The 25,451-nt window shown below is 66.8% G+C and carries 17 protein-coding genes, 1 rRNA gene and 1 pseudogene; 12 read left to right on the forward strand and 7 right to left on the reverse strand.

Annotated features, from left to right (window positions below; translation table 11 throughout):
* Nucleotides 1-106: 106 nt before the first annotated feature.
* The 4 genes and pseudogenes from test1122_RS20960 to test1122_RS20980 form a co-directional block, all read right to left on the reverse strand.
* The gene (locus test1122_RS20960) at nt 107-2,161 is read right to left on the reverse strand and encodes a toxin glutamine deamidase domain-containing protein (RefSeq protein ID WP_232270704.1); all 2,055 of its coding nucleotides are present in this window, start codon (nt 2,159-2,161) and stop codon (nt 107-109) included.
* 1,992 nt (nt 2,162-4,153) lie between these two features.
* Nucleotides 4,154-4,564 (reverse strand): annotated as a pseudogene (locus tag test1122_RS26930) (WXG100-like domain-containing protein); the annotation flags it as partial.
* A gap of 117 nt (nt 4,565-4,681) precedes the next feature.
* Nucleotides 4,682-5,071 (reverse strand): hypothetical protein, encoded by a 390-nt coding sequence (locus test1122_RS20975; RefSeq protein WP_232270706.1) that lies wholly within the window; start codon nt 5,069-5,071, stop codon nt 4,682-4,684.
* Between the two features lie 88 nt (nt 5,072-5,159).
* Nucleotides 5,160-5,561, reverse strand: coding sequence for a hypothetical protein (locus test1122_RS20980; RefSeq protein WP_232270707.1), 402 nt, complete (start codon nt 5,559-5,561; stop codon nt 5,160-5,162).
* Nucleotides 5,562-5,822: 261 nt separating this feature from the next.
* Here test1122_RS20980 and test1122_RS20985 point away from each other — a divergent pair, with 261 nt between their 5' ends.
* Complete coding sequence (locus test1122_RS20985) at nt 5,823-6,134, forward strand: hypothetical protein (RefSeq protein WP_232270708.1); 312 nt, start codon at nt 5,823-5,825, stop codon at nt 6,132-6,134.
* Nucleotides 6,131-6,850 carry a WXG100 family type VII secretion target gene (locus test1122_RS20990; RefSeq protein WP_232270709.1) on the forward strand — a complete coding sequence of 240 codons (720 nt, stop codon included), beginning with the start codon at nt 6,131-6,133 and terminating at the stop codon, nt 6,848-6,850. The genes test1122_RS20985 and test1122_RS20990 overlap by 4 nt, the downstream gene beginning before the upstream one ends.
* Nucleotides 6,851-6,938: 88 nt before the next feature.
* Here the strand turns inward: test1122_RS20990 and eccCa are convergent, their stop codons facing one another.
* Nucleotides 6,939-10,892: a type VII secretion protein EccCa gene (gene eccCa / locus test1122_RS20995; protein WP_232270710.1), complete on the reverse strand. Its 3,954-nt coding sequence runs from the start codon at nt 10,890-10,892 to the stop codon at nt 6,939-6,941.
* Nucleotides 10,893-11,135: 243 nt separating this feature from the next.
* On the opposite strand from eccCa, the gene eccD reads away from it, so the two are divergent.
* From eccD to test1122_RS21025, 6 genes are all read left to right on the forward strand, one after another.
* Nucleotides 11,136-12,611, forward strand: coding sequence for a type VII secretion integral membrane protein EccD (gene eccD, locus test1122_RS21000; RefSeq protein WP_232270711.1), 1,476 nt, complete (start codon nt 11,136-11,138; stop codon nt 12,609-12,611).
* A gap of 677 nt (nt 12,612-13,288) precedes the next feature.
* Nucleotides 13,289-13,579: a 30S ribosomal protein S15 gene (gene rpsO, locus test1122_RS21005; RefSeq protein WP_277879866.1), complete on the forward strand. Its 291-nt coding sequence runs from the start codon at nt 13,289-13,291 to the stop codon at nt 13,577-13,579.
* Between the two features lie 285 nt (nt 13,580-13,864).
* Nucleotides 13,865-16,093: a polyribonucleotide nucleotidyltransferase gene (locus test1122_RS21010; RefSeq protein ID WP_232272016.1), complete on the forward strand. Its 2,229-nt coding sequence runs from the start codon at nt 13,865-13,867 to the stop codon at nt 16,091-16,093.
* Complete coding sequence (locus tag test1122_RS21015) at nt 16,090-17,484, forward strand: M16 family metallopeptidase (RefSeq protein ID WP_232270712.1); 1,395 nt, start codon at nt 16,090-16,092, stop codon at nt 17,482-17,484. The genes test1122_RS21010 and test1122_RS21015 overlap by 4 nt, the downstream gene beginning before the upstream one ends.
* A 63-nt stretch (nt 17,485-17,547) precedes the next feature.
* A complete protein-coding gene (gene dapB, locus test1122_RS21020) occupies nt 17,548-18,303 on the forward strand; it encodes a 4-hydroxy-tetrahydrodipicolinate reductase (RefSeq protein WP_232270713.1) in 756 nt (251 codons plus the stop codon).
* Nucleotides 18,304-18,311: 8 nt separating this feature from the next.
* The gene (locus test1122_RS21025) at nt 18,312-18,773 is read left to right on the forward strand and encodes a tetratricopeptide repeat protein (RefSeq protein WP_232270714.1); all 462 of its coding nucleotides are present in this window, start codon (nt 18,312-18,314) and stop codon (nt 18,771-18,773) included.
* On the opposite strand, the gene test1122_RS21030 is transcribed toward test1122_RS21025, so the two are convergent.
* Nucleotides 18,761-19,327: a PH domain-containing protein gene (locus test1122_RS21030; RefSeq protein WP_232270715.1), complete on the reverse strand. Its 567-nt coding sequence runs from the start codon at nt 19,325-19,327 to the stop codon at nt 18,761-18,763. The genes test1122_RS21025 and test1122_RS21030 overlap by 13 nt on opposite strands.
* 118 nt (nt 19,328-19,445) lie before the next feature.
* Nucleotides 19,446-19,685, reverse strand: coding sequence for a hypothetical protein (locus test1122_RS21035; protein WP_232270716.1), 240 nt, complete (start codon nt 19,683-19,685; stop codon nt 19,446-19,448).
* Nucleotides 19,686-19,904: 219 nt separating this feature from the next.
* Here test1122_RS21035 and thyX point away from each other — a divergent pair, with 219 nt between their 5' ends.
* The 4 genes from thyX to test1122_RS21055 all read left to right on the forward strand — a co-directional run bounded on the left by thyX (nt 19,905) and on the right by test1122_RS21055 (nt 25,448).
* Nucleotides 19,905-20,597, forward strand: a complete 693-nt coding sequence (gene thyX / locus test1122_RS21040) for an FAD-dependent thymidylate synthase (protein ID WP_232272017.1) — start codon at nt 19,905-19,907, stop codon at nt 20,595-20,597.
* A 158-nt stretch (nt 20,598-20,755) separates the two neighbouring features.
* Nucleotides 20,756-21,655, forward strand: coding sequence for a 4-hydroxy-tetrahydrodipicolinate synthase (gene dapA / locus test1122_RS21045; RefSeq protein WP_232270717.1), 900 nt, complete (start codon nt 20,756-20,758; stop codon nt 21,653-21,655).
* Nucleotides 21,656-21,760: 105 nt separating this feature from the next.
* On the forward strand, nt 21,761-23,446 hold the full coding sequence (locus test1122_RS21050) for a ribonuclease J (protein WP_232270718.1): 1,686 nt from the start codon (nt 21,761-21,763) through the stop codon (nt 23,444-23,446).
* Nucleotides 23,447-23,915: 469 nt separating this feature from the next.
* Nucleotides 23,916-25,448: ribosomal RNA gene (locus tag test1122_RS21055) — 16S ribosomal RNA — on the forward strand.
* The last annotated feature ends 3 nt before the right edge of the window (nt 25,449-25,451 follow it).

The following is a 25,451-nucleotide window of genomic DNA, read 5'->3' on the forward strand; positions in this document are numbered from 1 at the left end:
TCGACATCACCTTCGAGCCAGGACGCCAGCTCAGCACAGGCCGCAGCCCGACCCACCACACTGTGTTGCACCTCAGCAGCCCACTTCTATCGCGTTGCCCGACACATCAAGATTTTCTACCACCCGGCGCGTACCTGCGTGTGCTCGCATCGTTCTTGATCTCCCGCTGTCGCTCCGGGGTCGAGATGTCGTTGAGGTGTTCTTGCATGCGCCTCGTCAGATCGCCATCGCCTGGGTGGTCGAGGGTGTGTTGGGTCTTCACCTTACCCATAACGCCGTACATCAAGGGCGAACAGCGGTCTGCACATGGGCCCCGTTCTGTATACGCTTCTATAACCCGGACTCTCTTGGGAGGCTCCAGAGAGTTCTGGACTTCTCTCAGGTAACCCATCGCAGATTCTTCTGAGTGAGTGTCGTTCCCGGTCCAGTCCTTCCCGTCAAGATTGTCAATCTTGGCGAGTCGACTAACGCTTCTTGTGATAACGACCTGTGGCTGACCGTCGCTGTCTGATGGCTCAATGACGAACTTGAAAGCAGCGTAGTTTGCGGCTGGCTGCATTCGCCAAGACTTAGCCCCTCGCTTCTTGTGGCGCGCAGCTGCAGAATCCTCTATGGAGTATTCGTCGAAATATTGCTTATCGATTCGGGCGCGCTCGACCATACGTGCAAGATGAGACTGCCCCCAGCCGATCTTCTCAGAATCGATGAGCTGCTGCGCTTCTTCACCGTTCGGCCAAGGTGGGTTGTCTGTCAGGTACCCATCTTGTCTGTCGGGCGGGCTGGTTGCCTCATCAGTGCTGCTGTGCTCGTTCTTGTCGGTCGGCTCGGTATCGGCCGGGTCCCGACCCTCCTTGTCCCTGGAGCCACCTTCTGCCGTGGATTCCCTTCCCTCTGCTTGCGGTTCGGCGTCCGCGGGGTTGGCAGAAGGGCGGGGCCCAGCGCCTGCAGGGTCAGAACTGGGGCGGGGACGAGAGCTCGTTTCCTCTGGCTGGGAGTTGATGTCGCTCTGTCGACCAGAGTCAGTGTTGAGCGGTTGAGCAGCTGAGGTGTGAACCCGATTGGTTTCGGTATCCCGTGTCGATTCTGCTGTCTGTTCTGATCGAGAAAGCTGTTCCTGGCTGCGGTGACCGCTGGCGTCTGGCTTACCGTTGTCCGACTCGGTGCGCTCGGGCTGTGTCCGGTTCTGCTCGTCCTGTCGGGCTTGCGAGTCCTGGTGCTGCGCAGCAGAACGGTCAGTGGCCGGCTGCTGTGTGGGGCCGTTGGCGGGCTCTCTCGGCGGCTGGGGGCGCTGCTGGTCAGACGTTTCCGTGGCGGTGTCCCGCCTATGTGCGTCAGCCGGGTCTGCGGCCGGATCGGAGTCGTTGTGGGACGGCTTCCCCTGTGGCTCGTAGCCGTGCTCGGAGCTCTCCGCCGCTGGGTCGCTGTCGGGGTAGAGCGGGTTCCGGTCGGCGTCCAGGGGGAGGTGGAAGACTTGGCCTACCCCCTCTGTGTTGATGGGGCGGCTCATCACGTCGCCGGTCTGGGGGTCGACGAAGACTACGGTCCCGTTGTAGTTGACCGCGTTGAAGACGTGCGATCCATCAGGGTTTCCGTTGTCGTCCACCCAGTCCACGTAGATGATGGCGGAGGCGCCGTGTCCGGCTTCCCTGAGGTCATGAGCGACCTCTGAATATGCCTGAGGCCCCTCGCCCGAGTACTGGAACTGACCGCCAGCCCAGGCTTCGATGTTGTCGACACCATTCCGTTCGCCGAATTCCCCGTCGTCCATCCTGGGTGCGGACACCTGGGGGTCTCCATACCAGGTCTCCAGGAACGCGCGGCTGCCGTCTGCGCAGTTGTCAGCCCGGCCGGGAACATTGATGCCGCCGTCGTTCTGAAGCATCGCCCAGTCGCCGTACGGGTCGGGGTGGCGCTGGAAGTTGCCATCCTCGTCCCGGGGGACAGCGTCCGCCAGCGCCTGCTGGTCCTCGGAGTCCGGCCTGTGGAGCCCGCCCGGACCATCCTGCAGATCGTTGCGGATGTCATCGAAGCCGGCCTGCTCCGGGCTGTGGGGATACGCGGGCGAATCGTCTGCAGGGGTGTCGTCGCTGTCCTGCTGGTCTCGGTCTGTGGAAGGGTCGTCGGACTGCTGCGGGTCCGTGCCTTCCGGTGTCCTGGGCATGCCTGGTCGGCTGGACTCCGGGGACTCGGTGGAGTTCTCCGAGGCTGGCCGTCGGCTGTCACTGCCGGTGTCCTCAGCAGCGTTGGGCTTACTGGACTGCTGCGGCTGCTGGGCCTGCGAAGGCTGGGTGTCCCTGGAGGGATTGCTGTTCTCGGTGTCAGACAGGGGCGGCGTGGTCTGCGGGCGCTGTCCGGCTGGGCGTTCGGCGGGCCGTGGCGGGGCCGATGGTTCCTGGCGCGGTGGCGTAGTCGTGCCCGCGTCCGATGTCGGGGTGGCTTGTGGGGGAACGTTTCGGTTGCTGTGTTGCTGATCGGTGCGCGGCTGGGTGCGTGGTGTGGTCGTCCGCGGGTCCGCTGGTGGAGTGGTTTGTGGGGGAACGTTTCGGCTGGCGGGTGTGTCTGGGCGGGGTCGTGTCGGGTTCGGGGATGGCTGGGCGGTCTGGGGCTGTTGGGGTGGCGGGACTGGGCTGGCGGTGGGGGTGGGCTGTTGCTGCTGTGGAGTCGGGGTTGTCTGGTTCGGCGTGGGGTCGACCGTTGGGGAGGTGGTGCGGGGAGGGGCGGTGGTGGTGGCGCCGCCGGCGGCTTCAGTGGTGATGTCGCCTTCGTTGTCCGGTGTGGGAGTCCGGAGCGGCGTCTGCTGCGGGGAGGGAGAAGGTGTGGCGGTCCGGTCTGGGCCAGGGCCACCTGCGTTGGGTATGGAGGCGCCGGGGGCGGTGGGGCGGGTGGTGCCGGCCTGGCTGCTCTCGCTCTCGGCCCGCGTCGGAGTGGGGTCGGATGCCGGGCTCGGGGATGAAGTGCTTGCCGGTGGCGGGGTGGTGGGGTCGCTGGCGGGTGGGGTGGCGGCCTGCGGCGTGGTATGCGGTGACGGTGTGGGGTCGGTGGTGTCCCGTTGGGGCGCCGACGGGTCCGGGGCAGTGGTGCTGTCGGGCCGTGGGGTTGATGTCTCTGTGGTGGGCGTGGTGTCTGGGCGGGGGGCCGAAGTGTCAGGTGTGGTGGCGTTCGGGCGGGACGTTTCTGCGGCTGGGGTGGCATCCGGGCGTGTGGATTCTGGGGCCGGGGTTGTGCTGTCTGGCCGCGCTGACTCCGGGGTAGGAGTGGCCTCCGGCGTAGCGCGGGGATTGTTCTCGGGGGCGGGGGGAGAGTCCGGACGGTTGGTTTCTGGCGCGGTGCGGGGATCGGGGCTTGGAGTGGTGTTGTCGGGGGTGTTTTCGCCGGGGCGTGGGGTCTGGTTCTGGTTTGTGTCGCGGGGGGCGTCGAACGGGTTGTCCGCGTAGTCCTGGCCCGTGGTGTCAGTGGGCCGTGGTGCATGCGCGGGCCGGTCCGGCCTACCCGTCGGGGTTGAGCTGTTCCCGGAGTCGGGAGTCCTGCGACCTCCCGATGAGTCCGAAGTACTGCCGCCGGTCGACGAGTTCGGACTATCACCGGCGGTGCTGGTGCTGGTGCCGCCGGACGGCGGGGTTGAGGAGTTGCCGCTGTCAGAGCCGGGGGTATTGACGGACGTTCCGGAGTCCGTTGTACGGCCTCCATCAGAGGGGGGAGAGCTCTCGCTATCCCGGCCGCCCGAACTCTCGCCTCCGTCCGAGCTGTTCGTTCCGGCTGAGTTGTTTGAATTTCCCCAACCCAGAGCGTCGTTCCCGGAAGAGGCTGCGCTCCTTCGGGCGCTCGTGGCACCGCTCTGGATCAGGTTATCGCGGAAGTTACTGCCTTTGTTATCCCACTGGTTCTTCCACTCGTCGGCATAGGCTTGCCCGCCCTTCCTGGCCGCATCACCGACGTCGATGCTGTCCTGGGCGCCGAAATGCACATTCGTGCCCTGACGCGCCAGATCCTGCGCAATCGCCTGAATGGCTTTCATCGCGGTCTCTTTGAGCGCGTCCGTGATGGTGCTGATCAAAGCTTTCTTCAGCTCATCAAGGATCCGCCGGACAATCATCCGCGTCACCTGCGTCGCGGCCGCACCCGCGATCGTGGACGTGCCGAGCGTCACCACCGCCGACGCCGCAGCGGCGATCAACTGCACCGCCAGAACAATCAGTTGGATGATGATCGCTATCTTGCAGGCGATGACAACCATCGCCACCGCTTCCAACGCGAACGCCAGCAACAACGACGCCGTACGCGCGTCATCGAAGTATCCACGGCCATCCCCGGAGAACTTCTTCCACTCATCCGAGAAGCCCTCCACCGACTTCCCGAAGTTCTCCGAGACCACATTCCCCGCAGCCTGGACACCCCGCTGCTGCAACCCCTCCAGATCCGCCGCGAACTGCCGCCACGCAGCCGCACACTCCATGAGCTTGTCCTCATCCGCCTGCGGCCAGTTATAGCCAAGCATCTGCAGGACCCACTCAAGCTCACTGGGCAGCATCATCGACACGGCAGGAATCCCCCGAAACACGCACATCTAAGCTGAAAGACTGTAACTGGCACCTCTCACGCAACATCAACCATCCGGGCATGACCGGGCTGTTGCTCTGAGGAGGTGTGGCTGCCTCCGAGGTGTCCTCGCGGCAGGTGGAAATCAGACGTATGCGGTAGGACCCCGAAATGTGCTGATGGCCTTACCTTCCGCCTCGGCGCGGGATTGCTCTCGCTTCATCAGGGAGTTGTTGAAGTCCTCGTTGACCTCGTGGTTGTCACCCATCCCGGTCAATCCACCGCCGATGTCGTCCAGACGGCCCACGAGGTGGGCCATGGACTCGAACATGCCGTCCCGGAAGCCGGTATAGAGGGCGCCGAAGTTGTCCCCGATGTCGTCCGCTCCCCACGGAGGCCTGTCGCCTTCCTCCGCACTCTTCAGTTCCGACTGGAGAGTTGTCAGCGCGGTCTTGAAGTCTGTGCTGATCTTCTTGAGGTTCTTCCCCTCGGTCTGAAGGACCGCCGGCTCGGCAAGCATCCCGTCGTTCGACACAACGTCCCCCGTTCGCACTGCAGTTAGAACTAGCTCGAGCAGTCTGCGAGTCTAGCCATCGCCCCCCGCCCTGTCAGGTTCCGGTTGATCAACGGCCGCCACGGTGCCTTGGGCGAGGGCCGTTCTCCCGGGCCTCGCGCTCTGCCTGCTCCCGCTCGGCATCCTCCCGGTCGGCTTCCTCCTGCTGCTTCTCAAAGAAGCGCTCAGCCTCCGCCCGCGCCCGTTCCTCCTCCTCGGGCGTCATCCGGTCGGCTGCCTCCTTGATCCGTGTCAGACCCTCGCCCAGGGCTGACATGTAGCTGGGGTTGTTCATCACATCCCGCAGCCCGGCACGCCCTGACAGCAGCTCCCGCGCCATCTGCTGCAGCCGGTCGTCTACGGCGGGGTTCTTGGTCAGTTGCTCCAACGACCTGCGCACACTGCGAGCCTGGCCCAGATCGTCGAGGTCCTCCATCAAGTTCTCTTCCTGGGCCTGCCGTTCGTCCTTCACCGGAGCTCCTGCCTTCAGACCGTTGCGTTGTACTCCCATATTCTCAGCCGCCTCTTGACGTTATACGTGGGGTCCGTCACGAGTTCGTGACAGGAACGTGTGTAGGAAGACAAGGAGGCGTATCAGCGGCAACCGCGTGCTGCTGCGCGGGCGTGTACATGGAGGGCGTCCGGGTTTCCGACGCTGGCGCGGCAGGTGCTTAGGACGGGTGTGCTAGACCTGGTTTGGCCGTATCGCTGTGCCTTCACAACGGGAGAAGAGATGTCCGACGAACTCCACGTCAATTCCGATGAACTTCGGAAGCTTGGGACATCATTCGCTACGCACGCATACGACTTGGGACGTCATCTGTCCGACTTCCGGCGTCAGACCGACCTGACGGCGCTGCGGGACGAAACCGGTGTCACGGACGAGATGTCCCGGGAACTGACGGAACTGTCCGAGGTGGTTGGGCGGATGCTCGGGCGGCTGCAGGACCGCCTGGATGAGATCGCGAGCGGGATGAAAGAAGGCGCCATGAACACCGAGGCAGCCGATGAGGACATGGCCGAGCTGATGCGGGGCGTCCAGTGACCGATGAGCGGAACGCGCAGGCGTTGCGGGATGCGTCTGCGGGCTGGCGGGAGATGGCCCGGCACCTTGAGGACATCATCCGGGCTCTTGATCGTGATGTGGGCATCGCTCGTGGTGGGCACTGGCAGGGCGCGGCGGCCGAAGCGTTTGACGAGGACTGGAAGCGGCTGCGGGGATCCGTTGAGGAGACCCTGCCGGTCTTTGAGCTGGCCGCGACGGATCTGGAAGCTGCGGCCGAAACTGTGGCAGGTGACGTAGCTTCGGTGGGCGCTGCAGCTGGCTCTGGTGCGGATTCCGGAGATGACGCTGCCGCCGACTCTGCCGTGGTTGCCGGGGGTTCGGGGGATTCTGCGGAGTCCGGTGAGACCGGGGATGTGGTTCAGGAGAGGCCTCAGGCTTCCGCGCCCCCCGCGCTGCAGGCTGCCTATGCCATGACCGCCCTCTCCCAGCTCGGCGCTGCGCTGGGGTCGACCTTCGGCAAGCGGGCCGGGGTCGGTAGGCAGAGCGGCACGGGGGCGCTGGCCCGTAGTGCGGGGCGCGATGCGAGTACGGCGCCGCGTGGGGCTGACCCGTTCGGGGCTTCGCAGCCGTCGCGCGGCGGGCTCGGTATCGCGCGGGGCGTGCGGACGCCCGCCAAGGAGCCGGGCGGGCCGTCCCCCGATAAGCCGGAGAAGCCCGCCAAGCCCGACAGCGGGCGGCACGGCGCCTTCGGCTGAACGGCAGCGTAGGAAACGTAATACAGCGGCGGTGGGCGCCCCCGGCCAAGGGGCGCCCACCGCCGCTGCGTTGAGCGAACCGGATCCGCTAGCTCCGCGGCGGCAGCCAGCCCGTCTGGACCAGCTGCCCCCCGCCCTTCCGGGTGACGAACTGCCCCCGGCCCGGAGTCAGCCTCGTCGCCTTGAAGTTGCCCATCAGCGGGCCTTCCCCCGGGTCACCCGAGAGGATCAGGCCCTGGGCGCCCAGCTCCTTCGTGCGCTGCATCACCGGCTCGAAGGAGGACCGGGAGGCACCCGCCGAGCTGCGGGCCAGGATCAGGCGCAGGCCTACGTCCCGGGCGAACGGCAGGTACTCCAGGAGCGGGTTCAGCGGGTTGGCGCCGCTCGCCACCAGGTCGTAGTCGTCCACGATCACGAACGCGTCCGGCAGGTCGTACCAGCTGCGGTTGCGCAGCTGCTCCGGGGTGACGTCCGGGCCCGGCATACGGCGGCCCAGGGAGCCCGCCAGGCCGGTGAGGACTTCCTGGAGCTGCGGTCCGGCCGCGCAGTACTTGTAGACGTGGCTGTCGGGGAGTTCCCCGAGCAGCGCACGCCGGTAGTCCGCTACGACCATCAGCGCCTTGTCCGTCGCGTAGCGCTCCGAGATTTGCTTGGCGAGCAGCCGCAGCACCGACGACTTTCCGGACTCGCTCTCGCCGAAGATGACGAACAGCGGGTCGGTCTCGAAGTCGATGAACGCCGGCGACAGTGTCGTCTCGTCGACGCCCAGCGCGATACCGCGCTCCGGGTAGTCGTTGCCCTTCGGCAGCTCGTTGACCGACAGCATGGTCGGCAGCATCCGCACCTGGGGTGCGGGCGGTCCCGACCAGTGTTCGGAGACGGTGGAGACGAGATGCGCCATGCCGTCGGCGACGGTCTCCGGGTCGCTGGAGCCGTCCAGCCGGGGCAGGGCGGACAGGAAGTGCAGCTTGTCCGGGGACAGACCGCGGCCCGGCTGGCCCGCCGGTACGTTCTCCGCCCGCTTGCGGTCGAACTCCGACTCCATCGGGTCACCGAGGCGCAGCTCGACCCGGTTGAGCAACTGGTCGCGCAGCGCGGGCCGGACCTCGGTGTACCGGGCGGAACTGATGATGAGGTGGACGCCGAAGCCGAGACCACGGGCGGCGATGTCCAGGATCACCGGGTCCAGCTGCTCGTAGTCGGTCTTGAAGGTGGACCAGCCGTCGATGATCAGGAAGACATCGCCCCACTTCTGGTCCGGGTACTGCCCGGCCGCGCGGCGCTGCCGGTACGTACCCATCGAGTCGATGCTGTTGTCCCGGAAGAACTCCTCGCGCTCATTGAGGATGCCGACGACCTCGGAGACCGTACGGCGGATCTTCTCCGCGTCGAGCCGGGTCGCGACCCCGCCGACGTGCGGCAGGTGGTCGAAGGCCAGCATGCCGCCGCCACCGAAGTCCAGGCAGTAGAACTGCACTTCGTACGGGGTGTGGGTCAGCGAGAACGCGGCCATCAGGCTGCGCAGCATGATCGATTTTCCGGACTGCGGGCCACCGACGACCAGACCATGACCGGCCGAGCCGGAGAAGTCCAGGTACATCACATCGCGGCGCTGCTCGAACGGCTTGTCCACGATCGCGACCGGCACCACCAGCTTGCCCTGCGCCGTGTACTCCGCCGCGTGCACCCCGCGCTCGGGGCTGACCGACAGCGCCGGGAGCATCCGGTCCATCGACGGCGATTCCTCCAGCGGCGGCAGCCACACCTGGTGCGCCGGCGGGCCCTGGCCCTGCAGTCGCTGAACGATGACGTCCAGCACGGTGTCGGCGAGGGCGTCGTCCTGCTGCGGAGCGGCCTGCTCCGGCTCCGGGTCCGGCTCCTCGAGGATGAAGCGCTCGACGGGCTCCGCGGTGAACAGGACCGGCAGCCGGTCCGTACGGCTGCCGCCGCCACCGCCCGAGCCGCCGCCCGCCCGGTAGGGACCGGACACATACGCGGCCTTGAACTGCACCATTGTCTCGGTGTCGTACTTCAGATAGCCCGCACCGGGGACATTCGGCAGGTGGTACGCGTCCGGCACACCGATCGCCGCCCGCGACTCGGCCGCGGAGAAGGTCCGCAGACCGATCCGGTACGAGAGGTAGGTGTCCAGGCCGCGCAGCCGTCCCTCCTCCAAGCGCTGTGAGGCGAGCAGCATATGGACACCCAGCGAACGGCCGATCCGCCCGATCTGGATGAACATCTCGATGAAGTCCGGCTTGGCGGTCAGCAGCTCGCTGAACTCGTCCAGCACCATCACCAGCGAGGCCAGCGGCTCCAGCGGAGCGCCCGCGGCGCGCGCCTTCTCATAGTCGGTGATGTTGGCGTAGTTGCCCGCGGAGCGCAGCAGCTCCTGACGGCGCTGCAGCTCACCGGTGATCGCGTCCCGCATACGGTCGACCATCGTGAGGTCGTCCGCCAGGTTGGTGATGACCGCCGCGACATGCGGCATGTCCGACATACCGGTGAAGGTGGCGCCGCCCTTGAAGTCCGCGAGGATGAAGTTCAGCGTCTCGGAGGAGTGAGTCACCGCCAGGCCCAGCACCAGCGTGCGCAGCAGCTCCGACTTACCCGAACCGGTGGCGCCGACACACAGGCCGTGCGGGCCCATGCCCTCCTGGGAGGCCTCCTTGACGTCGAGCATGACCGGCTGACCGTCCTGGCCGACGCCGATCGGTACGCGCAGCCGCTCATGCAGTGTCCGGGGCCGCCAGGTACGGGACACATCGACCGACCCGGCGTCGCCGATGTTCATCAGGTCGGTGAAGTCCAGGTTGGCCAGCAGCGGTTCATCGCCGTCCGCGGACCCGGCCCGCAGCGGGGCGAGCTGGCGCGCCAGCGACTCGGCCTCGGAGACCGACAGCACATCCGGGGTCCCGGTGTAGACGGCCCCGCTCGCCGCCTCCAGGCGCAGCGTGCCCGGCCGTACCTGGACATCGAGGGAGCTGCGCAGCTCATCCAGATCACCCGGCACCACCTCAAGGATGGTCACGCCCTGCAGGCCCTCCGCCCCGGCGATCACGGAGTCCGCCGGGACCGTACCGCCGTCCAGCACGATCACCACATGCGGGGTGTCCGCCACCGGCGTGCCCTGTGGGTTGAAACGGCCGCGGCCGTCCAGCTCATCCGCCAGCAGCTCCTCGACCTCACCGAGGTCACCGACGATCAGGCGGCGCGTACCGGCGCCGTCGAGCGAGGAATCCTGCACATGCGGCAGCCACTTCGCCCATTCCCACTCGGCCAGCGCGCCCGGCGCGGCCACGACCGCCACGGTCAGATCCTCGGGCGAGTGCAGCGTGCACAGCTGCGCGACGATGGCCCGCGACGTCCCGTATACGGTGTCCGGGTCGCCCGACACCGTGACGTGGTAGAAGGCGCGCAAAGAGACGGCCAGCGGCAGGTCCTCCAAGGTCCCGTGCACGGCCAGGAACTGCTTCATCGCCGCCGCCGTCAGCGGCTCCAGCTCATCCACCGGCGCGGTCTCCGGCGCCTTCAGCGGGGTCGCCAGCTGCTGCGGCCCCAGCCCCATCCGTACCTGGGCGAAGTCCCCGTCGGAGGCGCGGCGTTCCCACACCCGCCGTCCCTCGGCGACGATCGACCACAGCTGGTCGGGGCTCGGGTGCAGGAACAGCTGGGTGTCCCGCTGCTTACCGGCGGTGCGGCGGACCTCCCGGCGCTTTTGCGACAGGTACTTCAGATAGTCCTGGCGCTCCTGCGCCATCTGCCCCGAAGGTCCCTGCCGCGCCTTCACGACCTGTGCGATCACCATGGCGACGGTGGAGGCCAGCATGATGACGCCCATGACCTTCATGAAGGGGTTGCCCATGCCCGGCATGAAGAAAAAAGCCGCTGAACCTCCCATGCCCAGCATGGGCAGGAAGTTCATCAGCATGTTGTTGTCTCCCTCGCGCGGGAGTTCCGGCGGGGCTTCGAGCGTCACCTCCTCACTGGGAACGTCGGGCGGAAGAGCCCGAGGCGGGCGCTTGACGATGATCACGCTCACCGGCGTACCAGTCCTTCACGCAACTCGCAGTTCGGACCGCCCCCGTTGTATGAACGGTCCCCCCGGCCAATCGGCTTGCCTACGTTGGCACAGTTGGCACAGGTCGGTGATCCTACTGACCACGGACAACCACAGGGTCGGGTGGGGGCTTTGGTACGTACGGCGGTACGCTGACGCACCGCCGCCGCCATTGCTATGGCGGCGTGCGCAGTTCACCCACCACGGATGAGGGGGCACCGCCAGGTGAGTACGACCGCAGGGACCGGCTTCTGCCGGGTCACAGTTGCCGCGCCGGACGCACGGATTGACGTGGCGCTGCCCGAGGACGTCCCGCTTGTCGATATCTACCCGGAGATTCTGCAGCTGTCCGGCCAGTCACAGGCCGAGGGCAGCCCGACCGGGTATCACCTGGTGCGCCGCGACGGCACGGTACTGGATGCCGGACGCTCCCTGGCCGAGCAGCGCATCCTCGACGGCGATGTGCTGCTGCTGCGGCCCTTCGCCGAGTCGCTGCCGTCGGCCGTCTTCGACGATGTGTCCGACGCTGTTTCCTCGGCGGTGCGGCGCGACCGCCGTCGCTGGAGCGACGAGCTGATGAACGCCGCCGGTCTTACGGCGGGTGTGCTGCTGCTGGCGATGATGGCCTTCGTGCTGTGGTTCGCGAACCCGCTGGAACGCGATATGCACGGGCTGCCGGGCATCATCGCCGCCGTCACCGGTGTCGCCCTGGTCGCGCTCGCCGGGGTGCGCGCGCGGGTCTACGACGACCGCGGCTCGTCGATCGCCCTCGGGCTGGCTGCATTGCCGCATCTGCTGCTCGCCGGTTCCGGGGTCTTCGGGCTGGAGCGGGGGGAGGGACCTGGCCGGCTGCACTTCCTCGTGGGGTGCGTCGTCGTGCTGATCGCCTCGGTGCTGCTGGTGGCGCTGCTGCCGCGGGGGGACTCGCCGTTTGTCGCCGCGGCGTTCCTGGCGGCCATCGGCACGATCGCCACCTTCGTGGCCATTCTTACGGACGCCCCGCCGCGGGAGGTCGCCGCTGTCACCGCTGTGGTAGGGATCGCGATCGTGGCCTGGCTGCCCGGTCTGTCGGCGCGGTTCGCCCGGCTGCCCATTGGATACCGCTCGCCCGACCAGATCGCCCAGGGGCGGGACTACGACGACGGCGGCAAGCGGGCGCCGGAGCAGGAGCCCGTCGACTTCCTGCGGATCGGCGCACAGGCACGGCGTGGTCATGAGCTGCTGCTCGGTCTGGTCGCGGGCTGCTCGGCGCTTGTCGTCGCCGCGGCCGGGGTGGTCCTGGGCTTCTCCGACAACGGCTGGGCTCAGCTGCTGGCGCTGTCCGCCGGTGTGGCCATGATGCTGCGGGCCCGGCTCTTCGACTACACGTCGCAGGTCGCCTGCCTGCTGATCGGCGGGCTCGTCACGCTGCTGTTGCTGCTTCTGGGCATCGCCCTGGATCCGCCGGTGGAGGCGCTGCAGGCGCTGTACCGGGATGGTGACAGCGGGCCGCTCAACATTCACACCGTGTGGTTCTCCGGCAGTATCGCCTTCGGGGCGGCGATTCTGGTGGCGGTGGGGCTGATCGTTCCGCGCAAGGGGGTGTCGCCCTTCTGGGGGCGGATGCTGGATATTTTTGAGGGGTTTGTGCTGCTTTCTTTGGTGCCGCTGTGTTTGGCGGTGCTGGAGGTTTACGCTGCGGCGCGCGCTATGACGAGCTAGGGCTCCCTCCTTTGTCACCGGGGCTCCGCCTCGGGCGCGGGAGTCCTGGCGCGGGCTCGCCGGGTGGCCCCGTTGCCGGGCCATGCCCGCGCCACCCCCCGCCGCGGGGTGCCGTGGGTGGGTGTCCCCGTATCCCGCCCCTTCCCGGCTGTGCCGATATGCGGCTCCGCCGCGTGGCGGGGCTCCGCCCGGCTCCGGAGTGCCGGGGTGGGGTTTCCCCAATTCCCGCCCCTTCCCGGAAACCGGGGCTTCGCCCCGGGGCCCCGGGGGGTGGCCCGGTGCGGCCGGTGGCCGGTGTTGTGCCCACCCACAGCCCCTCGCGGGGCTGCGAGTGCCCACAACAGGGTGGGGGTCTGGGGGCGGAGTCCCCAGTTTCGGGAAGGGGCCGGGTTAGGGGAATCCCCTCCGTCGACGACGGCGCCCGGCCGCCACCGACGGACGGCCCGTCGCGGCAGCGACTGATGTCACCGTGGCGCAGGCGGGCGGTGCGAGGTCGCCGTTCAAGGGCGGTGGCGGGGCTGGTGTAGCCTTCTCTGTGGCCGTTTGTGTACGCACCTCCTGGAGGCCCCCTCTGGAGGAAGCGCCCAGCGGATCCCCGCCTCCCGAGTTACGGAAGCTCCCCTGAGACCAAGACCAGGGGCACTCGGTGGCTGCCCACAGAAGTTTGAGGAGTACGCGTGTCGTCTCTCGATGCCGCAACGAAGAAGCAGATCATGGCCGAGTTCGCCACCAAGGAGGGTGACACCGGCTCCCCCGAGGTCCAGGTGGCGCTGCTCTCCCGCCGTATCTCTGACCTGACCGAGCACCTGAAGACCCACAAGCACGACCACCACTCCCGCCGTGGTCTGCTGCTTCTGGTCGGCCAGCGCCGCCGGCTGCTGCAGTACCTGGCGAAGAAGGACATCCAGCGCTTCCGCGCCCTGGTCGAGCGCCTCGGTATCCGCCGTGGTGCGGCGGGTGCCCGCTAAGACGTGATGAAGGGAGCGGCTTCCAACCGGAGGGGGCCGCTCCCTTTGCCGTACAGAGAAAGTCGTCGGGAGCAGAACCTTTGTAGGCTGGTCCCACAACGACATAGACAACCCCATAGATAACGAGGCGGGGCGCGCCCGCCCGACGTCGGTCCTCGGTAGTGGCCCCCGGACAACCACAGGCTTCCGGGAGCTTCGATCGAAGACCGGCCCGCACAGGGAGCGCTCCACCTGCAGATGGTCCGCCGCCATACGGGCGCGGACGCAGACGAGGAGATATTCCTGGTGGAGAACGAGACCCACTACGCCGAGGCCGTCATCGACAACGGCGCCTTCGGCACCCGCACCATCCGCTTCGAGACGGGCCGTCTGGCCAAGCAGGCCGCAGGGTCCGCCGTCGCGTACCTGGACGACGAGACCATGGTCCTGTCGGCCACCACCGCTTCCAAGCACCCCAAAGAGCAGCTCGACTTCTTCCCGCTGACGGTGGATGTCGAGGAGCGGATGTATGCCATTGGCAAGATCCCTGGCTCCTTCTTCCGGCGCGAGGGACGGCCGAGTGAGGACGCGATCCTCACCTGCCGTCTGATCGACCGCCCGCTGCGCCCCTCCTTCAAGAAGGGCCTGCGTAACGAGATCCAGATCGTTGAGACGATCGAGGCGCTCAACCCCGACCACCTCTACGACGTGGTGGCCATCAATGCCGCCTCCTGCTCCACGCAGCTCGCGGGCCTGCCCTTCTCGGGCCCGATCGGCGGCACCCGGGTCGCCCTGATCAAGGGCCAGTGGGTGGCCTTCCCCACCCACACCGAGCTTGAGGACGCCGTCTTCGACATGGTCGTGGCCGGCCGTGTGCTGCCGGACGGCGATGTCGCGATCATGATGGTCGAGGCCGAGGCCACCGAGAAGACCGTTGAGCTGGTCAAGGGTGGCGCAGAGGCGCCGACCGAGGAGATCGTCGCCGCTGGTCTGGAGGCCGCGAAGCCCTTCATCAAGGTGCTCTGCAAGGCTCAGGCCGACCTCGCCGCCAAGGCCGCCAAGCCCACCGGTGAGTTCCCCGTCTTCCTTGAGTACCAGGACGACATCCTGGAGGCGCTGACCGCCGCCGTCCGCGATGAGCTCGCCCAGGCGCTGACCATCGCCGGTAAGCAGGAGCGCGAGGCCGAGCTGGACCGCGTCAAGGCGCTGGCCGCCGAGAAGCTGCTCCCGCAGTTCGAGGGCCGCGAGAAGGAGATCTCCGCCGCGTACCGCTCGCTGACCAAGACACTGGTCCGGGAGCGCGTCATCAAGGAGAAGAAGCGGATCGACGGCCGCGGTCTCACCGACATCCGCACCCTGGCCGCCGAGGTCGAGGCCATCCCGCGGGTGCACGGCTCGGCGCTCTTCGAGCGCGGGGAGACCCAGATCCTGGGCGTCACCACGCTGAACATGCTCCGGATGGAGCAGATGCTCGACACCCTCAACCCGGTGACGCGCAAGCGCTACATGCACAACTACATCTTCCCGCCGTACTCCACCGGTGAGACCGGCCGCGTCGGCACGCCCAAGCGCCGCGAGATCGGTCACGGCGCGCTGGCCGAGCGGGCGATCCTGCCCGTGCTGCCGACCCGCGAGGAGTTCCCGTACGCCATCCGCCAGGTCTCCGAGGCGCTGGGCTCGAATGGCTCGACGTCCATGGGCTCGGTCTGCGCCTCGACGATGTCGCTGCTGAACGCCGGTGTGCCGCTCAAGGCCCCGGTCGCCGGTATCGCCATGGGCCTGATCTCCCAGGAGATCGAGGGTGAGACCCACTACGTCACCCTCACCGACATCCTCGGTGCGGAGGACGCCTTCGGTGACATGGACTTCAAGGTCGCCGGTACGCAGCAGTTCGTCACCGCCCTCCAGCTCGACACCAAGCTGGAGGGCATCCCGGCCTCCGTCCTGGCCGCGGCCCTCAAGCAGGCCCGTGACGCCCGGCTGCACATCCTCGATGTGATGACCGAGGCCATCGAGGTCCCGGACGAGATGTCCCCGAACGCCCCCCGGATCATCACAGTGAAGATCCCGGTTGACAAGATCGGTGAGGTCATCGGCCCCAAGGGCAAGATGATCAACCAGATCCAGGAGGACACCGGCGCCGACATCACCATCGAGGACGACGGCACCATCTACATCGGTGCCGCCGACGGCCCGGCCGCCGAGGCCGCCCGCACCACGATCAACGGCATCGCCAACCCGACGATGCCCGAGGTCGGCGAGCGTTACCTGGGCACGGTCGTGAAGACCACCACCTTCGGTGCCTTCGTCTCCCTGCTCCCGGGCAAGGACGGCCTGCTGCACATCTCGCAGATCCGCAAGCTCGCCGGCGGCAAGCGTGTGGAGAACGTCGAGGATGTCCTCGGCGTCGGCCAGAAGGTCCAGGTCGAGATCGCCGAGATCGACCAGCGCGGCAAGCTCTCCCTCATCCCCGTCCTGGACGAGGCCGAGGCCGAGGGTGACGAGAACGAAAAGAAGGACGACGCCGACAAGTGACGCGTACGCCTCGTACGACGGCCCGCCCCACCGCTTTTCCGGAGGGGCGGGCCGTCGCCCGTAGCCGACCCACGACCAAGACGCTCCTCAAGGGCGAGCACGGCATCGGCACGGTCCGTAAAACCGTCCTGCCGGGCGGTCTTCGGATCGTCACCGAGACGCTGCCGTCCGTTCGCTCCGCCACCTTCGGCATCTGGGCGCATGTCGGCTCCCGCGATGAGACCCCGGCGCTTGGCGGTGCCACCCACTATCTGGAGCACCTGCTCTTCAAGGGCACCAGGACCCGTAGCGCCCTCGACATCTCCGCCGCCCTCGACGCGGTCGGCGGCGAGATGAACGCCTTCACCGCGAAGGAGTACACCTGCTACTACGCGCGGGTGCTCGATACGGATCTGCCGCTCGCCATCGATGTCGTCTGCGACATGCTCACCGGCTCGGTGATCCGGAACGAGGACGTCATCGCCGAGCGCGGCGTCATCCTCGAAGAGATCGCCATGACCGAGGACGACCCGGGCGACTGCGTCCACGACCTGTTCGCCCACACCATCTTCGGCGACACCCCCCTGGGCCGCCCGGTCCTGGGCACCGTCGGCACGGTCAACGCGCTCACCCGGGACCGCATCGCCCGCTTCTACAAGAAGCACTACGACCCCACCCATCTGGTCGTGGCGGCAGCGGGCAATATCGACCACGCCACGGTCGTACGCCACGTGCGCGCCGCCTTCGAGAAGGCCGGGGCGCTCTCCCGTACCGACGCCGAGCCGGTCCCACCCCGCTCCGGCCACCGCCTGATCCGCCCCGGTGGCAGGGTCGACCTGCTGGACCGGCGCAGCGAGCAGGCGCACGTCATCCTGGGCATGCCCGGTATCGCCCGCACCGATGAGCGCCGCTGGGCGCTGGGAGTGCTCAACTCCGCTCTCGGCGGCGGCATGAGCTCCCGGCTCTTCCAGGAGGTCCGGGAGAAGCGCGGGCTGGCCTACTCGGTGTACTCCTACACCTCCGGCTATGCCGACTGCGGCCTCTTCGGCGTCTACGCGGGCTGTCGCCCGGGTCAGGTGCACGATGTGCTGAAGATCTGCCGTGACGAGCTTGAGCATGTCGCCGAGCACGGTCTCCCCGACGATGAGGTGGACCGGGCGATCGGGCAGCTCTCCGGTTCCACGGTGCTGGGTCTGGAGGACACCGGGGCGCTGATGCACCGTATCGGCAAGAGTGAGCTGTGCTGGGGTGATCAGATGTCCGTGGATGACATGCTGGCCCGGATAGCCGCTGTCACCCCCGATGACATCCGGGAGGTGGCCGCCGAGGTTCTGGGGCAGCGGCCCTCCCTGTCCGTCATCGGCCCCCTGAACGAGAAACAAGCCGCCAGCCTGGACGAGGCGGTCGCTTAGGGGCGGGGCTGGGCAGTAACCACCCCGCACCACACCACCGCAGAAGAGGAAGCAGAAGGAACGATGAGCAAGCTGCGCGTCGCCGTAATCGGCGCCAAGGGCCGTATGGGCTCCGAGGCCGTACGGGCCATCGAGGCCGCCGACGACATGGACCTGGTCGCCGCGCTGGGCCGTGAGGACCGGCTGGAAACGCTGACCGAGGCCGGCGCCCAGGTCGCGGTCGAGCTGACGCACCCCGAGTCGGTCCTCGAGAACCTCGAGTTCTGTGTCCGCAACGGCATCCACGGCGTCGTCGGCACCACCGGCTGGACCGAGGGCCGCCTCACCGCCCTGCGCGGCTGGCTCGCCGACTCGCCCAGCACCGGCGTGCTGATCGCTCCCAACTTCGGCATCGGGGCCGTGCTCACCATGCGCTTCGCCCGCCAGGCGGCCCGCTTCTTCGAGTCGGTCGAGGTCGTTGAGCTGCACCACCCGAACAAGGCCGACGCTCCCAGCGGCACCGCTGTACGCACCGCTCAGCTCATCGCAGAGGCCCGCGCCGAGGCGGACTGCGCGCCGCAGCCCGACGCCACCAGCACCGCTCTGGAGGGCGCCCGCGGTGCGGATGTGGACGGTGTTCCGGTGCACGCGGTGCGGCTGCGCGGCCTGGTCGCGCACCAGGAGGTGCTGTTCGGCGGGGAGGGTGAGATGCTCACCATCCGCCATGACTCGATGAACCGCTCTTCTTTTATGCCGGGCGTGCTGCTCGGCGTGCGGCGGATCGTGCACACCCCGGGTCTGACCTTCGGGCTCGAACACTTCCTTGATCTGGACGGCTAGGGCTGCTCATGCGCGCGAAGCTCACCTATTTCGCCTTGGCGGCGGTCCTCGTCGTCTACTTCGTGCTGGTCGGCAGCCGGGGAGTGCTGCTGATCAAGCAGGGCACGGCCGTGACGGTCCCCTTCGGTGTCGCCGTGCTCGTCCTGCCGTTCATCGGCGCCTGGTTCCTGTGGCACAGCACCCGCTTCGCGCACTGTGCGAGCAAGCTCGCCCAGGAGCTGGAGGCCGAGGGCGGGCTGCCGGTCGATGAGCTGAAGCGCACCCCCGGCGGCCGTATCGACCGCGACTCAGCCGACGCTGTCTTCGCCAAGCGGCAGGCCGAGGCCGAACAGAGCCCGGGCGACTGGCGCAGCTGGTTCCGGCTGGCCGTTGCCTACCACGACGCCCGCGACACTCCTCGCGCGCGCAAGGCGATGCAGCGGGCGATCGCCCTGCACCGAGCGGAACAGCGGGAGCCTCAGCCCCGGTAGCCCCCGCAGTAGTCCGCAGCCCAGGCCTCCACCACATCGGCCGCCCGGTCGAAGGCCTCCGGCTTGGACAGGAAGTCCGCGTTGTGGTCGGTCAGCAGCGTCCGTGGCCGCCCGTCGCCGTGCCGGTGGGCGATCAGCGCCTGCCCCTGCACCGTGCGGGGCAGCCCGAACCACCGAACGGGCTGCTGTACGGTCCGTACGGCGGCGATGTCACCCCATGCCAGGGCCGTGGTCCGGAAGAGCTTCACCTGGCGTAGCCCATGGGAGCTGGCCCATACGCCGATCCGGAGCATCCGCATCACATAGCCGATCACGAGCGCGGCCACGCCCACACAGATGCCCGCTCCGGCGAGCGTGCCCGCCAGCGCGATGATCATTGCGGAGATCAGCAGATACGAGGCGAGCAGCAGCAGTATCGCGGCTGCGGCGACCCGCCAGGGCCCAGGCCGGTACGGCCGCCGCCAGTAGCCCGGGTCCGCGTAGGGCAGCGGCACCTCCGACGGGGTGGACGGGGCGTTCAGCTCACGGTCGGCCGTCAGAAAGGTCAGGGGCACGGCGGGTCCTCGCTCACGATCCGGAACATGCGACAGGACAAGTCCTGTGACCGGTGAGGTTATCGGGGGAGCGAGGGGAGGACCACACCAGGGCGCTGCCCGGCGCGCCCCGCGTACATCAGCGTCCCTGGGAGGCTTCCTGCTGCTGGGTCTTCTCGCTCTGCTGATGGGCATCGAGCGCAGGCATACCGAGGAGCAGCGAGCCGACCAGCCCGGAGACGACGACGAGCCCGAACAGGGTCCGTCCGGCTATCTGGGGGAGCGTCGCACGTTCTCGCGGGGGAGGAGTGACATTGCTGCGGAACCGGTCGGCCTCGGCGACAAAGGCAAACGGTACGGGCTCTCCGCGGCGGAACATGGCGGTCCCTTCCCCCATCGTGATCTAACGCTCGTGATCTTCGCTCGTGGTCTGCTGCTGCGAGCTGTTACCCGGATAGACGTACGAACCGGGTAAAAAGTTGCGTCGTGGTCCGTGCTGTCTGTGTCAGTGGTGCGCCGTAGGCTGGGCGCCGCCCTGGCTGACGTACATGGAAGGAACCCGCAGGTGACCGACGACAAGCCCCGTTTCCGCAGCGATATGACCGTCGAGCTGGTCAAGCACAGCGCCGCCGACACCGATGTGCTGTGGGCGGCCCGGGTCTCCACTGCCGGGGAGCAGTCCCTGGACGAGCTGCACAAGGATCCGGAGCGCTCAAAGGGTTTGATCAACTACCTGATGCGGGACCGGCACGGCAGTCCCTTCGAGCACAACTCGATGACGTTCTTCATCAGTGCCCCGCTCTTCGTGTTCCGGGAATTCCACCGGCACCGGGTCGGATGGAGCTACAACGAGGAGAGCGGGAGGTACCGGCAGCTGGAGCCGGTCTTCTACGTTCCGGATGAGTCCCGCAAGCTCGTTCAGCAGGGTCGGCCGGGAAAGTATGAGTTCGTCGAGGGCACCCAGGCGCAGCAGGAGCTGGTCGGCCGGGTCATGATCGACTCTTACCAGCACTCCTATGAGGCGTACCAGGAGATGCTTGCGGCGGGCGTCGCCCGTGAGGTCGCCCGGGCCACCCTTCCGGTGGGGCTCTACTCCTCGATGTACGCCACCTGCAACGCCCGCTCGCTGATGCACTTCCTCGGACTGCGTACCCAGCACGAGTTGGCCAAGGTGCCGTCCTTCCCGCAGCGCGAGATCGAGATGGTCGGTGAGCGGATGGAGGCGGAGTGGGCCAAGCTCATGCCGCTGACGCATGCAGCTTTCAACGCCAACGGACGCGTCGCACCGTAACCGTCCGTTGTGTCCGGATTGCGGTAGTTCATAAAGTTCATCTAGGCTGAATGTACGGACCCGGCACTGCTTGAACCCCCGAGCAGGCAGTGCCGGGATCCACATCTGACCTCCCCCGAGGGAGCAAGCAGTAGCGGGCTGCGAGTAGCGTGGGACCTATGGCTCCGACCTCCACACCGCAGACGCCCTTCGGGCGGGTCCTGACCGCGATGGTCACGCCGTTCACCGCGGACGGCGCACTAGACGTCGATGGCGCGCAGCAGCTCGCTGCCCACCTGGTGGATGCCGGCAATGACGGTCTGATCGTCAATGGCACCACCGGCGAGTCCCCGACGACCAGCGATGCGGAGAAAGCCCAGCTCGTACGAGCAGTGGTCGAGGCGGTCGGCGACCGCGCCCACATCGTGGCCGGAGCGGGCACCAATGACACCCGGCACAGCCTGGAGCTGGCCCGCGCCGCCGAGCGGGCGGGCGCCCACGGTCTGCTGGCCGTGACGCCGTACTACAGCAAGCCCCCGCAGGAGGGTCTGTACCGCCACTTCACCGCCATCGCCGACGCCACCGACCTGCCGGTCATGCTCTACGACATCCCCGGCCGCTCCGGCGTTCCGATCAACACCGAGACGATGGTCCGGCTCGCTGAGCACCCGCGCATCGTCGCCAACAAGGACGCCAAGGGCGACCTCGGCCGCGCGAGCTGGGCCATCGCAGCCAGCGGGCTAGCCTGGTACTCGGGCGACGACATGCTCAACCTGCCGCTCCTCTCGGTCGGCGCGATCGGTTTTGTTTCCGTGGTCGGCCATGTGGTGACCCCCGAGCTGCGGTCACTTCTGGAGTCTCACCTGAACGGTGATGTCGCCAAGGCGACCGAGATCCACCAGAAGCTCCTGCCAGTCTTCACCGGCATGTTCCGCACCCAGGGCGTGATCACCACCAAGGCGGCCCTCGGCCTGCAGGGCCTGCCCGGCGGACCCCTGCGGCTGCCGCTCGTAGAGCTGTCTGAAGAGGAAACCGAGCAGCTCAAGCGGGATCTTTCCGCCGGCGGGGTACAGCTCTAGACAACAGACTTCACAACTGAACACCGACCAACAACTGCAAGTGCACGACAGTCGCGCGCCACGCGCCCCCGGGGGTGCGTGGCGCTGCGCGGTAAGGAGTGTCTTTTGAGTCATCCACACCCCGAGCTGGGTCCGCCTCCGGTACTCCCCAAGGGAGGCCTACGCGTCACACCCCTTGGCGGCCTGGGCGAGATCGGCCGCAATATGACGGTTTTCGAGTACGGCGGCCGCCTGCTCATCGTCGACTGCGGTGTGCTGTTCCCCGAAGAGGAGCAGCCAGGCGTCGACCTGATCCTGCCGGACTTCACCTCCATCCGGAACCGCCTCGACGACATCGAGGGCATCGTGCTGACGCACGGCCACGAGGACCACATCGGAGGTGTCCCGTTTCTCCTGCGTGAGAAGCCGGACATCCCGCTGATCGGCTCCAAGCTGACCCTCGCCCTCATCGAGGCCAAGCTCCAAGAGCACCGCATCCGGCCGTACACGCTGGAGGTCGAGGAGGGCCACCGCGAGCGCATCGGCCTCTTCGACTGCGAATTCATCGCCGTCAACCACTCGATCCCGGACGCGCTGGCCGTTGCCATCCGCACCCCGGCGGGCCTTACGGTGCACACCGGCGACTTCAAGATGGACCAGCTGCCGCTCGACGGCCGCCTCACCGACCTGCGAGCCTTCGCGCGGCTCGGCGAGGAGGGCATCGACCTGCTGCTCGCCGACTCGACCAACTCCGAGGTACCGGGATTCGTCCCGCCCGAGCGCGATATCTCCCAGGTCCTGGGCCAGGTTTTCGCCAGCGCCCAGAAGCGCATCATCGTGGCGAGCTTCGCCAGTCACGTCCACCGGATCCAGCAGATCCTCGACGCGGCTTACGAAAACGGGCGGCGGGTGGCTTTTGTCGGTCGCTCGATGGTCCGCAATATGGGCATCGCCCGGGACCTGGGCTACCTCAAGGTGCCCGCCGGTCTCGTCGTGGACGTCAAGACGCTCGACGATCTGCCAGAGCACGAGGTTGTGCTCGTCTGTACGGGTTCCCAGGGCGAGCCGATGGCCGCGCTGTCCCGGATGGCCAACCGCGAACACCAGATCCGCATCGTCCCCGGCGACACGGTAATCCTGGCGTCGTCCCTGATCCCGGGCAATGAGAACGCGGTCTTCCGCGTGATCAACGGCCTGACCCGCTGGGGCGCCAATGTGGTCCACAAGGGCAACGCCAAGGTCCACGTCTCCGGACACGCCTCGGCCGGCGAGCTGCTGTACTTCTACAACATCTGCCAGCCGAAGAACCTGATGCCGGTCCACGGCGAATGGCGGCACCTGCGAGCCAACGCGGAGCTGGGGGCACAGACGGGTGTGCCCCATGACCGGGTGGTCATCGCGGAGGACGGGGTCGTCGTCGACCTGGTCGAGGGCAAGGCGAACATCGTCGGCAAGGTCCAGGCCGGGTATGTCTACGTCGATGGCCTCTCGGTCGGCGATATCACCGAGGTCCATCTGAAGGACCGCCGCATCCTTGGCGAAGAGGGCATCATCTCGATCTTTGTGGTCGTGGACAGCACCACCGGCAAGATTGTCGGTGGCCCGCACATTCAGGCCCGGGGCTCGGGCATCGACGACGCGGACTTCAAGGCAGTGATCCCCAAGCTGGATGAGGCCATGGCAAGGTCGGCCCAGGACGGTGTCGCCGAGGTCCACCAGCTCCAGCAGCTGGTCCGCCGCACGGTGGGCAAGTGGGTCTCCGACACCTACCGTCGCCGCCCGATGATCCTGCCGGTGGTTGTTGAGGTCTGACGGCCCGTCACAGCTCGTGCAGGAGCGGGGCGCCTCGATTTGCATCCGGGCGCCCCGCTCCAGTACGTTTACGGCTCCGCCTGAGGAGATCCCGGCACGGACGTGTGCCTGATGGACCTCCTGGAGGGTGGAAGATCCGGCTCAGAGAAATCTGATAAAGTCGGAAACCGCCGAAAGGCAAAGGGAATCCAACACCCTCAGATGAAATTCAGACCGGAAACGGTCCGGAAAGAATCTGGTAAGGTTGGAGATACGAAGGGAAGCGCTCGGAGGAAACCCGGAAGGGGATCCGAAGGAAGCGTCCGTTCCTTGAGAACTCAACAGCGTGCCAAAAGTCAACGCCAGATATGTTGATACCCCGTCCCCTGCATTGCTGGGGATGTGGTTCTTTTGAGAAAAATTTACAGCGAGGACGCTGTGCACCTCGGACTTATTCCGTCCGGTGGTGCCGCTCTCGTGAATTGAAGCATTCACGGAGAGTTTGATCCTGGCTCAGGACGAACGCTGGCGGCGTGCTTAACACATGCAAGTCGAACGATGAAGCCGCTTCGGTGGTGGATTAGTGGCGAACGGGTGAGTAACACGTGGGCAATCTGCCCTGCACTCTGGGACAAGCCCTGGAAACGGGGTCTAATACCGGATATGACCTCCGACCGCATGGTCTGGGGGTGGAAAGCTCCGGCGGTGCAGGATGAGCCCGCGGCCTATCAGCTTGTTGGTGGGGTGATGGCCTACCAAGGCGACGACGGGTAGCCGGCCTGAGAGGGCGACCGGCCACACTGGGACTGAGACACGGCCCAGACTCCTACGGGAGGCAGCAGTGGGGAATATTGCACAATGGGCGGAAGCCTGATGCAGCGACGCCGCGTGAGGGATGACGGCCTTCGGGTTGTAAACCTCTTTCAGCAGGGAAGAAGCTTTCGGGTGACGGTACCTGCAGAAGAAGCACCGGCTAACTACGTGCCAGCAGCCGCGGTAATACGTAGGGTGCGAGCGTTGTCCGGAATTATTGGGCGTAAAGAGCTCGTAGGCGGCTTGTCGCGTCGGATGTGAAAGCCCGGGGCTTAACCCCGGGTCTGCATTCGATACGGGCAGGCTAGAGTTCGGTAGGGGAGATCGGAATTCCTGGTGTAGCGGTGAAATGCGCAGATATCAGGAGGAACACCGGTGGCGAAGGCGGATCTCTGGGCCGATACTGACGCTGAGGAGCGAAAGCGTGGGGAGCGAACAGGATTAGATACCCTGGTAGTCCACGCCGTAAACGTTGGGAACTAGGTGTGGGCGACATTCCACGTCGTCCGTGCCGCAGCTAACGCATTAAGTTCCCCGCCTGGGGAGTACGGCCGCAAGGCTAAAACTCAAAGGAATTGACGGGGGCCCGCACAAGCGGCGGAGCATGTGGCTTAATTCGACGCAACGCGAAGAACCTTACCAAGGCTTGACATACACCGGAAAGCATCAGAGATGGTGCCCCCCTTTGGGTCGGTGTACAGGTGGTGCATGGCTGTCGTCAGCTCGTGTCGTGAGATGTTGGGTTAAGTCCCGCAACGAGCGCAACCCTTATTCTGTGTTGCCAGCACGCTCTTCGGGGTGGTGGGGACTCACAGGAGACTGCCGGGGTCAACTCGGAGGAAGGTGGGGACGACGTCAAGTCATCATGCCCCTTATGTCTTGGGCTGCACACGTGCTACAATGGCCGGTACAATGAGCTGCGATGCCGTGAGGTGGAGCGAATCTCAAAAAGCCGGTCTCAGTTCGGATTGGGGTCTGCAACTCGACCCCATGAAGTCGGAGTCGCTAGTAATCGCAGATCAGCATTGCTGCGGTGAATACGTTCCCGGGCCTTGTACACACCGCCCGTCACGTCACGAAAGTCGGTAACACCCGAAGCCGGTGGCCCAACCCCCTTGTGGGGAGGGAATCGTCGAAGGTGGGACTGGCGATTGGGACGAAGTCGTAACAAGGTAGCCGTACCGGAAGGTGCGGCTGGATCACCTCCTTTCTA

This window comes from Streptomyces gobiensis, assembly GCF_021216675.1.
Classification (GTDB): Bacteria; Actinomycetota; Actinomycetes; order Streptomycetales; family Streptomycetaceae; genus Streptomyces; species Streptomyces gobiensis.

Bases quoted from the DNA above. Each gene is read 5' to 3' on its own strand.
- test1122_RS20960 (WP_232270704.1), bottom strand. From the start codon at position 2,161: ATGCCCAGGACACCGGAAGGCACGGACCCGCAGCAGTCCGACGACCCT.
- test1122_RS20985 (WP_232270708.1), top strand. From the start codon at position 5,823: ATGTCCGACGAACTCCACGTCAATTCCGATGAACTTCGGAAGCTTGGG.
- dapB (WP_232270713.1), top strand. From the start codon at position 17,548: ATGAGCAAGCTGCGCGTCGCCGTAATCGGCGCCAAGGGCCGTATGGGC.
- test1122_RS21025 (WP_232270714.1), top strand. From the start codon at position 18,312: ATGCGCGCGAAGCTCACCTATTTCGCCTTGGCGGCGGTCCTCGTCGTC.
- test1122_RS21035 (WP_232270716.1), bottom strand. From the start codon at position 19,685: ATGTTCCGCCGCGGAGAGCCCGTACCGTTTGCCTTTGTCGCCGAGGCC.
- thyX (WP_232272017.1), top strand. From the start codon at position 19,905: ATGACCGTCGAGCTGGTCAAGCACAGCGCCGCCGACACCGATGTGCTG.
- dapA (WP_232270717.1), top strand. From the start codon at position 20,756: ATGGCTCCGACCTCCACACCGCAGACGCCCTTCGGGCGGGTCCTGACC.